The organism is bacterium (genome assembly GCA_016786595.1).
Classification (GTDB): domain Bacteria; phylum Bdellovibrionota_C; class UBA2361; order SZUA-149; family JAEUWB01; genus JAEUWB01.
Genome location: JAEUWB010000010.1, coordinates 1 through 10674, shown reverse-complemented (window position 1 = coordinate 10674; position 10674 = coordinate 1). Strand labels below are relative to the sequence as shown.

The 10674-nt window shown below is 44.9% G+C and carries 10 protein-coding genes; 7 read left to right on the top strand and 3 right to left on the bottom strand.

The annotated features are described in order from the left end of the window. Positions 1-204: 204 nt before the first annotated feature. Complete coding sequence (pckA, locus tag JNK13_02460) at positions 205-1755, bottom strand: phosphoenolpyruvate carboxykinase (ATP) (GenBank protein ID MBL7661593.1); 1551 nt, start codon at positions 1753-1755, stop codon at positions 205-207. Positions 1756-2241: 486 nt separating this feature from the next. Between pckA and JNK13_02455 the strand changes: the two genes are divergently transcribed. Together JNK13_02455 and JNK13_02450 are read left to right on the top strand one after the other, a co-directional pair. Next, positions 2242-2838 carry a translation initiation factor IF-3 gene (locus JNK13_02455; GenBank protein MBL7661592.1) on the top strand — a complete coding sequence of 199 codons (597 nt, stop codon included), beginning with the start codon at positions 2242-2244 and terminating at the stop codon, positions 2836-2838. 98 nt (positions 2839-2936) lie between these two features. Next, a complete protein-coding gene (locus JNK13_02450) occupies positions 2937-3275 on the top strand; it encodes a hypothetical protein (GenBank protein MBL7661591.1) in 339 nt (112 codons plus the stop codon). 213 nt (positions 3276-3488) lie between these two features. Here JNK13_02450 and JNK13_02445 read toward each other — a convergent pair whose 3' ends face one another. Beyond that, positions 3489-5270 carry a hypothetical protein gene (locus JNK13_02445; GenBank protein ID MBL7661590.1) on the bottom strand — a complete coding sequence of 594 codons (1782 nt, stop codon included), beginning with the start codon at positions 5268-5270 and terminating at the stop codon, positions 3489-3491. A gap of 115 nt (positions 5271-5385) precedes the next feature. On the opposite strand from JNK13_02445, the gene JNK13_02440 reads away from it, so the two are divergent. Beyond that, positions 5386-6024, top strand: a complete 639-nt coding sequence (locus tag JNK13_02440) for a hypothetical protein (GenBank protein ID MBL7661589.1) — start codon at positions 5386-5388, stop codon at positions 6022-6024. 145 nt (positions 6025-6169) lie between these two features. Here JNK13_02440 and JNK13_02435 read toward each other — a convergent pair whose 3' ends face one another. Next, a complete protein-coding gene (locus JNK13_02435; GenBank protein MBL7661588.1) occupies positions 6170-6445 on the bottom strand; it encodes a hypothetical protein in 276 nt (91 codons plus the stop codon). Between the two features lie 417 nt (positions 6446-6862). Here JNK13_02435 and cmk point away from each other — a divergent pair, with 417 nt between their 5' ends. From cmk to JNK13_02415, 4 genes are all read left to right on the top strand, one after another. Then, a complete protein-coding gene (gene cmk / locus JNK13_02430) occupies positions 6863-7534 on the top strand; it encodes a (d)CMP kinase (protein ID MBL7661587.1) in 672 nt (223 codons plus the stop codon). Positions 7535-7565: 31 nt separating this feature from the next. Continuing rightward, positions 7566-9287, top strand: a complete 1722-nt coding sequence (locus JNK13_02425) for a 30S ribosomal protein S1 (protein ID MBL7661586.1) — start codon at positions 7566-7568, stop codon at positions 9285-9287. A gap of 470 nt (positions 9288-9757) precedes the next feature. Further along, on the top strand, positions 9758-10447 hold the full coding sequence (locus tag JNK13_02420; GenBank protein MBL7661585.1) for a hypothetical protein: 690 nt from the start codon (positions 9758-9760) through the stop codon (positions 10445-10447). A gap of 5 nt (positions 10448-10452) precedes the next feature. After that, positions 10453-10674, top strand: a 222-nt coding sequence (locus JNK13_02415) for a hypothetical protein (GenBank protein MBL7661584.1), incomplete at its 3' end; no start/stop codon positions are given.

Sequence of the window (10674 nt, the reverse complement as noted above, 5' to 3'; positions counted from 1 at the left end):
AATTATTATTGGTATCTTTTTGTTCTACTTACCGGGGCTGGGTGATGTCGGGGGCGCCCCGCCCCCCCTCGCCCCCCGGGCTCGGCGCGCGCGCCGCGCCCACGCCGAAGTCTCGGTCAAACGCTCGGGTCGAAGGCAGGGTAGGTTCCCCTGCAATAGCAGCAGATTCTCTTGCAGCTACTGCAACTCGTTTCGTTATTGAAATTAAGCTTTTGGGCCTGCTGCAACAAGATTTGGCGCATAGGAACTAAAGCGCTCAAAATTCTTTCTGAACTTTTGCGCGAGCTCTTTTGCCATGCGCTCATAGTCAGCAGTATTTTTCCAAGTGTTTTTTGGAGTTAATACCTCTCTAGGAACGTCCGGGACCGTAGTTGGGATTTGTAGACCAAAGATTTCATCTGTCACAAACGAGACATTATCGAGCTCTCCGCAAAGTGCAGCTTGGACCATTCTTCGAGTGTAGTTCAGTTTCATGCGCGATCCGACGCCAACTCCGCCTCCGGTCCAGCCGGTATTAACCAGCCAACACTGGGCGTTATGTTCTTTGATTTTCTTACCCAGTAACTCAGCATAAGCAGTCGGCTTAAGGGGTAGGAAAGGAGCACCGAAACAAGTGCTAAATGTAGTCTGCGGAGTATTGCCCATGCCTTTTTCTGTGCCCGCAACTTTTGCAGTGTAGCCACTGAGGAAGTGGTACATTGCTTGATCAGGAGTTAACTTGGAAATTGGTGGCATCACGCCGAAAGCGTCGCAAGTTAAGAAGACGATGTGTTTAGGATGTGTGCCTGTGCCTTCAAGTACTGCATCATTAATATAGTTAATCGGGTACGCCGCACGAGTGTTTTCGGTGAGACTCTTGTCGTCGTAGTTTGGCACTCCTGCAGCATCAAGCACAACGTTCTCAAGAATTGCGTTGTCGCGAATCGCACGGAAGATTTCTGGTTCACGCTCTTCGGTTAAGTTAATACATTTTGCGTAGCAACCACCTTCAAAGTTAAATACACCCTTTTCGCTCCAGCCGTGTTCGTCATCTCCGATTAAGCGGCGATTTGGATCAGCGGAAAGTGTAGTTTTACCTGTGCCAGATAAACCGAAAAATAGCGCCACGTCGTTTTTGTCGGTTTTACTGACATTGGCCGAGCAATGCATTGAGAAAATGCCCTTGAGTGGGTAGAGGTAGTTAAGTACCGAAAAGATCGATTTTTTCTGCTCGCCTGCGTATTGCGTGCCGCCGATTAAAATTAAGCCTTGTGTGAAGTTCACAGCGATAAATGTTTCCGAATTCGTTCCATGCACTGCAGGATTAGCTTTAAACCACGGCGTGTGGATGATTGTGAAATCAGGATCGATTGTGCCGAGTTCGCTTGCCTGCGGGCGTAAAAATAAATGGCGACAGAAAATGTTATGCCAAGCGCGCTCGTTAATCACGCGCACTCCCAGACGATGATCTTTGTCAGCTCCGGCATATGCGTCGCTAACGTAGAGTTCCTTATCTGCCAAATATTTAAGTTGATCTTGGCGTAAGCGGTTAAAGTGCTCCTCGCTCATGGGTTGATTTACTGTGCCCCAATCGACTGTTTTTTCAGTAGTTGCATCTTTGACAGTGAATTTGTCCTTAGGAGAGCGTCCGGTATGTTCACCGGTAAAGCAGGCGAGTGCGCCAGTTTTTGTGCGTTTAGCCTCACCCTTGGCTACTGCAATATCTGCAAGTTGGTTTGTGCTTAGGTTAATATTTAACTTTGCCGTAGCTGGAATTTCTAACTCGTTTAGACCTGGTAATGTATTTGACACTTGTTCTCTCCTAAAAGGGAGTGTTGCTCGAACGACATGCTCTGCAACAATCCACAGCAGCGGATGTTTCTTGACCCCTGAGGGGCTGAAAACGCTCCGATTTATGTTTTTCAAGTTATAAGCGTTTGTTGCTGCTTATGCACCTGAGCCCTGAAATGGCGCTCGCTTAATAACATAAATCAGGAGGGTCTTAAAAGCCCTTCAAGCTAAAAAACTACTGTTTTCAGCAGAATTGCTTAATGGTTGTAGCTTTCTATTGTAAATTAAAGGCGATATGCTACATCGTCTTTTTTAAGGATGGAAGTAGCGCTGAGCTACTTGACCATCGGTTGGTGCAAATTGGAATAGTGTTTGTTAATTGTTAGCCTGCTTTGTAGCAGCGGATTTTTAGCAGAATAATTCAAATTGCTGCCGAATACATAGGTCATTGAAGTAAGGGAAAAATATTTAATGCGCGGTCGCGATTTTGGGCGGGGAGGTAATCAACCTGCAAAAGATGATAAACATATTATCAATGAACAAATTACAGCTAAAGCTGTGCGCCTGATTGGATCTGATGGTTCGCAGGTCGGAATTGTTAAAACAGAAGATGCGATTCGCCGTGCGCGATCCGAGGATTTAGACCTTGTCTTAGTTGCTGCTGATGCTAACCCGCCGGTTTGTAAGATTGTCGATTTCGGCAAATTAAAGTATCGCGAGCAAAAAAAAGCTGCTGAAGCGCGTAAACATAGTGCCCAACACGAAATTAAAGAATTGCGCGTGCGCTATAGTACTGACAGCCACGATCTTGAAACTAAGATTCGCGCTGCAAAAAACTTTATTGCTGAGGGTCATAAAGTAAAATTTCAAATGCGCTTTAAGGGTCGAGAAGTTGCCTATAAAGAATTAGGCGATCAGACATTTAATGAAATCATTCAGCTTTTAGCTGAGGATGCAGTGGTCGAACAACGCACATCGTTAATGGGTAATAGTATGTCGATGACATTTACCTCGAAGAACTCTGTAATTCCTGGAAAACCCGTTGCCCCCAGTAGGCAAAAGTCATAAGCCCAGTGATTCGCGCTATTTTTTTGTTCTTTAAAATCAAGTAATTCTTGAGTGTTAGCAACTAAAGAATATTTTTCTTTTTTGTTGAAGATCCGTCTGTGGTCGACCGTCAATATGCGCAAGACGGACACTATATGGAATTAGCACAGATAACTGAAGAATATAATCAACAATTAACTCCAGAAAAACATCTATTAGTCGCGCTCTTGCAGCGCGCTATTCTAGATCTTGTTAGTCCACACGAAGAGGATCGTGACGAAGCAAAAGACTGGGTATTGAGCACAAATAGTGAGGATGTGCCATTCTCATTTAAGTGGACGTGCTCAGAGCTAGGTTTAAACCCAACTAAAGTCTCTACGGCGATTATCGATCTAGACCCTCGAGATGATACAATCTCAGCGCAGGAGTGGTTGGGGATGAGGCGCCATCGACATTAGAGCAGCTCTGATTGAGCCCGATCTTGGCCAATTTCTTCCGCCTACACGGCTTCGCCTGCTACAGCGGACAAGTCGTCACGGGAGATTGTTGTTGAACCTCGTTTATCTCAAATAAAGTCGGTTCCCCAAAAATTCCCGTTCCTCGAACTTGGCTCAACCTCGAACTTAATCAGAGCTTCCGTAGATGTGACGTATAGAAAGCTCTGCTAGTTTCTAACGGTCATGTTCAATCAAATTCGCATGCGGTGCGCCGAAGATCTCGCTATCCAGTAGCGATTTGAAAGTTTGGCCAGTAGAAACAAATACCCGCGGCTCCCAGGCGTTACTGTCATCTGGCCCATCGCGCCACGGAAAGGCTAAATCAATTCTGACAATCGAGCCACCAGTTGAGCGTGGAAATCCAACGCGCAAACCGACACCAACGTTGCCGTAGAAATTATCACCGACGAGGCTAAAGAAATTTTCATCGGTTACTCCTCCGGCGTCGATAAAGGCAACCGTGCCGATATTAATTAAGCGAAATAAGTCTTCAACTAAATGAGCACGCTCTTCGAGGTTAATAATTAAGCGCTTGTCACCGTAAAATGTTTTATCCTCGTAACCGCGCAGTCCATTTTCTGCGCCAAGATAAAGTTCGCGGTCGCGGTCAAAATCAGACCCATACTCAAGATTTAAGCCTGCAGCTAAAGTGTGTCTACCGACATAGTAACCGAAAAGATTCTTTGGTCCGAGATAGTCGTAAAAGCGTAGTTGATTGCGGATGTATGAATTTGCAAGTCCATCAGCATCAATCCGCGTGGAAAGCCCAAGCTCGCCGCGCACAAAGGAACTCGCCGAAAAACGTAGGCCCTGGGCATAGTTTAAAATTGGAATTAAGGCTGATTCTGTAGAATCGAGGAATTCGGGAGCGAATTGAATTTGTGCGCCGAGCACGCGCCCTAAGTTAAAATCTTCAACACGTTCAAAGCGGTCGATATAATTAATCGCCAGATAATCAGGACGTACCTGGGTATATCCAAAAATAGGGCCGCTATATTTACGGTCATCTGCAAGTAAGCTCGGGTCCTTGATCACGGAGTCTGGATCTACCGTTACATCTTCAAAGTCTGCCGCGTCGGCCTGAGTGAAATCATCTTGTTCGTATTGGTATCCAAAAGAAAAGCGATGTAATTCAACTTCTGGGTCACCTTTCGAAATCACGTATTTGCCACCAAACTCAGTATGCTTGTTGCGAAAAATAAAACGCTCATTGCCTGCGCTATATAATTTCCCGACGAGATCGGAGATATCCGAATCAATCGTCCAGGCATTTTTGTTGACCAGTGTTCTAAAGGGATCGGCAAGGTGAAATAGCCCGCGGTAGCCATCAGAGCGATTTGTGTAGCCAAGTTCAAGTTCGCGCTTTGTCCCGAATAACCGCGGGTCATCGTAAAATCCTGCAAAGGACTTGCGTCTTTCATCTTCAGCGTATTGAAACTCCAAACGTTTACCCATGCCCAGTAGATTGCCCTCGAGTAATCCAATCTGGGTTTTGCTACTACCCCCACCAGAGGAAAAGCCCAAGGTTGGATATAGTGTCCAGGTGTCTTGCACGCTGACGACGATGTCCACTAATTTTTCAGTGCCTTTTCCAGAGCTTTTTTCAGGGCCGATGGGGTTATCCACTGGAGTTGTATTGATGTGCACTTCGCGTAAAAAGGAAAGTGAGCGCAGCGCGCGAATGCTCTCATCAATTAAAAATTGGTCGTATCCATCACCCGCTTTGAATAATAATTCACGGCGGACGATTTTTTCACGAGTAGAAATCTTGATATCGTTTACTTTGCGGTAAATTAATTCAACTCCCGGGTCATCAAAAATGTCGCGAATTTGAATAATGACATTGCGAATTTTTGGTGCTTCTTCGGCGAGCGTGTTTGTGTGAAAGCTTAGAGCGAGGCCGAAACAGACTAGTGTTAGACGTAAGAGATAGCTGCTGATTTTAATTTTATTCATTAAGTTGGTTTTATAGCCTAATTCAGTTGAGTTAGAACAGATACTTCGAGCAATCCCGAGGATTGACAAATAAAACACTGAATTGCTCTAATATTTTTGGCAAGCAGGTAAAAAAATGGCAAACTCCTACAGAATGAAAGAATTGCCTTGCGACCACGAAGCTACTTTGCCCCATCCCCATGATGATCGCGACGCGCTCACTGCGCAGCCAAGAACATCAAGGTTTGCACGTGATGAAGAACATTACCAACTGATTGCCAAGGTGTTATTGGCTTGCGAAATTAATTCTTGGACAATTGGCATTCCTTGGACATTTTTGCGACCTGAAATCAAAAGTTTAAATTCTCAATATCAGCCTCCAGTTGAAGAGTTTTTGCGTGAAGCTCTCTGCGTTGTGCACACGCGGGTTTTGCAGTCGTATGCTGAAGATTTAGAGACACTACCATTTGACCAGCAGGGAGCCCGGCAGCTTGGAGTTGAAATTTCTTCCTTCTGGGGGCGGTATCTTTCGCCAGTGATTGGCGCTTTAGTCGTTTTACTGCTTGCGGCAATGGCAACATATACAGCATCGAGTAGGATTTATTTGGCACTTTTTATAGCCTTCCTTAGTGGTGCAGTTGTTTTTTGGATTTTGCAACTGCGTGTAGGTGATTTCTCGCGACGCCGCTCGTTTCACACTTTATTGTGTAAGGAAATTCTTAGGCGCCAAGGCCTAGATACTGGGCCATTTCGTGGGATACGCATGTTTACTTAAGCGCTTTCTCGGGAAGAGTGAGATCGAGCGTGGAACAGGCGCAAATAATAATCTTGTAAGGTAATCTATAGCGCAGAGCGAAGAGAAGAGGGAGCCGCAAGCTTCTTTTTGAGAAAACCTTTGGCTCCGGATTGGACTTGATCGGTCAAGTGCTTGCACCTGAGAGTGGTTTGTCGGTGTAAGCGTGGACGATTTCATGACCTCCTTTTGGTTTGAAGCCCTTTGCCTCTGCCTCTTTGACACGTTGCATGAATTCAGCAAAATGAAGGTCGAATTGCGTTTGTTGCTTTAGTTCTTCCAGCGTCCATTCTCCTTCGAACAACACTTCATGAATGACTGTTTTTGGTTCTTTGTTGAGACCGAAAAATCCACTTGACTTGACCGTTTCTTGCTGCCAGACGACGAGCGTATTTTTTTTCATAATGTTTTTTCTCCGCGCAAACCAGCTAATGCTGGCGGCTGTGCTGCCTTTTGACTTGAGAGCATGAAGCTCTGTCACTCTAAAAACGTTGAGAGCAAAGAGAGTTTTCTTGAGAAATTCCTTGCTAGAGGAGCTTTTACAGTGACAGAGCCTTGTGCATATAGATCGGAAGCATGGAGAAAAATTGCGGTTGAAAATTGAAAACCTTGAAAAGTTTTACTTGCGACTACCCATAAGAAAAATTGAGAAGAAAGGATGATATTCCAATCGAGGCTAAAAATACAATTTTCGTGCAAATAATCGATTTCAGCCAATCCGGGCGTTTCTGCGGGATGATCTAGCACTAATGCAGGCTAGGGGGCAGATTTTTGGCAAAAAGTTGATTATTTTGAGTATTTTGACCATTGATGCAGGGTAATGGCTCAATATGTGATTACAATTGATGGATTAGCCGGGTCGGGAAAGTCGACAGCAGCTCGTAATCTTGCTAGAAGGCTCGGGTTCGTGCACCTCAATTCTGGGGCATTGTTTCGGGCGGTGGCGCACTTGGCGCTGCAGTCAGGAGCAAACTTAGAAGTAGATGAGGAGATAACTGCTCTTGCAGAACAGTTGAGTTTTGATTTTTCTCTCGATGCCGATGGCCAGACAGTCTTTACTGTCAACGGAGACAAGCTTAGCGAGGAACTGACAAATCCAACTGTGAGCGAAGCTGCAAGTAAAATTGCAACTCTAAAAAAATTACGTCAGGTCCTCAGTGGGATCCAACGCAATTTCGGCAAAAGTAAAAATATTGTTGCTGAAGGTAGAGATGCGGGGAGTGTGGTTTTTAAACACTCAGCATATAAATTTTATTTGACTGCAGATTTAGCTGAACGTGCACGACGTCGGCAGCATGAGCTAGGTCAAGCATCGACTCAGGCAGTGATGCATGATTTAGCCGCACGTGACAGTCGTGATACTTCGCGTGCAATTGATCCAGCGTTACCAGCGCCGGATGCGATTTTAATTGATACGACCGCGCTTGGTCCTGTAGAGGTTGTCGAGCGTGTTTGTGAGTTACTTAAAAAAAAGGGCTTTCCAGTCCCTTAATACTGGATGAAGGAGAAAATAAAAAAATAGCATGATGACAATTGAAGAGTTTACCCCCAACCGAGTGGTTGCTGATCCGAACGACACATCTGAGTTCGAGCGCCTCTTAAACATTAGCTCGCAAGCAACAAAGCCTGGGGAACTTGTAATCGGCACTGTTACGGCCGTTGAACGTGACTCCGTCCGTGTTGATGTTGGATTCAAATCTGAAGGTAATGTCCCGATGGCCCAGTTTCTTGGCGCCGATGGGAAGTGCACAGTAAGCGTTGGCGATAAGGTCGAGGTTTTACTGGTCGCCCCTGAGAACGAAGAAGGCGAAATCGTTATTTCTAAAGACCGCGCGGAGCAGTATCGCGTCTGGGTTAAGTTAGAAGATGTTTTCAAGCGTAATGAGAACGTCAAGGGCCGTGTTGTGCAGAAAGTCAAAGGTGGTCTGCAGGTCGACATTGGCGTGCCTGCATTTTTACCAGGCTCACAAATAGATGTGCGTCCACAGCGTAACCTTGACCGTTATCTCGGCGAGGAAATGGAATTTAAAATCCTGAAGTTTAGCCGTCAGCGTGGCAACATCGTGCTCTCGCGTCGAGTTGTACTCGAGGAAGAACGTAAGGCGCTTAAGCAAGATACACTGGGTCATATTTCTGAAGGTGTAGTGATGGAAGGTACTGTGAAAAACATTACCGACTACGGTGCATTTATCGATCTAGGCGGCATTGATGGCTTGTTGCATATTACTGACATGTCCTGGGGACGTGTTAATCATCCGTCAGAAATTTTAACTCCTGGACAAGTTGTTCCAGTGGTTGTGCTTAAGTATGACACTGACAAGGAACGGGTCAGTTTGGGCATGAAGCAGCTGCATAACAACCCTTGGGATCATGTGGAAATGAAGTATGTTCCAGGCAATACGGTGACTGGCAAAGTCATGAGCATTGCTGATTACGGTGCTTTTATTAAGCTTGAAGACGGCGTTGAAGGCTTGATTCACGTTTCTGAAATGACTTGGTCAAAGAAAACTAAGCATCCAAATAAATTACTGAATGCGGGTGATGATGTTACTGCGCAGATTTTGGAAGTAAATGCTAAGCAGCAGCGGATCAGCCTAGGCTTGAAACAGCTCCTGCCAAATCCTTGGGAATCGTTACAGCAAGAATTCCCAGCTGGAACAAAAATCACTGGTGCAGTGCGCTCTGTTACTGACTTTGGTATTTTCGTTACGGTGAAAGATGGCATTGATGGGCTAGTGCACGTTTCTGACATTTCTTGGACTAAGCGTGTTAAGGATCCAAAGGAACTGCAAGACCTCTACAAGAAGGGCGAGACTGTTGAAGCTGTTGTGCTTGAAATCGATCAAGAGAATGAGCGACTCAGCTTAGGCATTAAGCAACTTACTCCAGATATTTGGGATACAGTGCCACATCGTTATCCAGCCGGCGCGAAGGTGCGTGGTAAGATTAACAGTGTGACTGAGTTCGGCGTATTTGTTGAGCTTGAGGAGGGCGTAGAGGGCTTGATTCATATTTCGCAACTTGGACTGCAAAAGGGTGATAATCACTATGAGAAGTTCAAAGTTGGTGACGAAATTGAATCTGAAGTCACAAACGTTGACAAGGCAGAGCGACGTATCAGCTTGAGCTTGAAGCCTGCTAAGCGAGCTTCGAAGCAGAAGGAGGACTACGCGCAGTATCTCGATGAATCTGCTGGATCGGCAACTTTCCGCGATATTTTTGAGCAGATTAAGACCGATAAGTAGGGCTCATATATAACTAGAGTTTTTAAAAGGGAGCTATAAGCTCCCTTTTTTATTAGCTTTTTCCTGTTAAAATAAACTCGGTGACGAGGCCTTGGGTCTAAGCCCCCTTATGGTACGGGGTTACTTTGCAAAAGAGAGGAGAAGTAGGAAAAGTAGGGGGCCTACTTCTAGCATTACTTTATGTTTTGCTAAAATTTTTAAATATATTTTGAGTAATATTTACGCTTTAGCAATATTTCTAACAAAATCAACTAGTTAATTGATGCTTTAAAATTGACATTATCGATGGGGAAATATACAATCCCGCACCTGAAAGTACGGTTATTTGATTTATTCGGTCACGTTTTATCTGAAAATAGTCATAACTGTCTTGAATGTTTTTTGCGCGTGGTTTTTCTGCGGTTTTTCTTTTGGTTTTAAAGAAGGTTCATTCAGCGCCTAGAAATAGATTTTAGTTAGGCATTAAACTGATGAACAAATATAAGCGAATTATAGCAATTTTTTGTGCAATCTCATTTGTACTGAGTCTCGTGCCTTTTGCTCGAGCTGAAAATAATGCCGTAACCGAAGATTACAGCAGCCTTGCAGTAATCTGTAAACAACCACTGATTGTTCGCGCCGCTGTCCAAAACACAAAAGACATTTCAGCCGAAATCGGACAACCTGCGAGTTTATTCGACCTAAAAATTTCTGAAGTAATCCGTAGCGAGGATAAAACTATTCAAGCTGGATCAACTATCCAAATTAAACAAGCCGGTGGAAGAACCTCATCCGGACGCGTCATGGAAGCAATGGCCGTTACCCCACATGGCCAAATTCATACTTTAAATCTTGCCCCAGGCATGGCCGGACTCTTTGTATTTCACACAACTAAAACTGCCGAAGGACCGCTCCCGGTGGTTGGATTTTACCGTGAAGTTGAGGGTAAGGTCGTTAACGAAGGTGGATTTCAAGTAGCCTTAAATGAGTCAACAGGAAGTATTCAGGCAATCTCTGATAAATCAATCACAACATCACTGACATACAATTCAGGAAATACGCTCTCTGGAACACCGACTCAGGCAGGGGCCATTGAGGAAAGTCAAAACGATTCAAAAGAAAAAGCTTTAAGCAAAAATCAAACTATCAATGAGTTTTATTCTAAAATGAGGTGCAAATAGTGCATATGACAGTCGTACAATCTAACGTATTACGTCGTTTTATTATTAGTTTAAGCGTAGCTCTAATGCTCTTGAGCGGTATCGGTTCAGCGCTAGCCTGGAACACGTGCGGATGTTCGATGACTTATCCGAACTATCGCACGCACGGGATGGATGCCAGCGAGCTAGCCTACACGAATGCCGTGCTAAGTGCGGTCAGCTCGTCAGTGCTAAGCAGTGGCTCACTG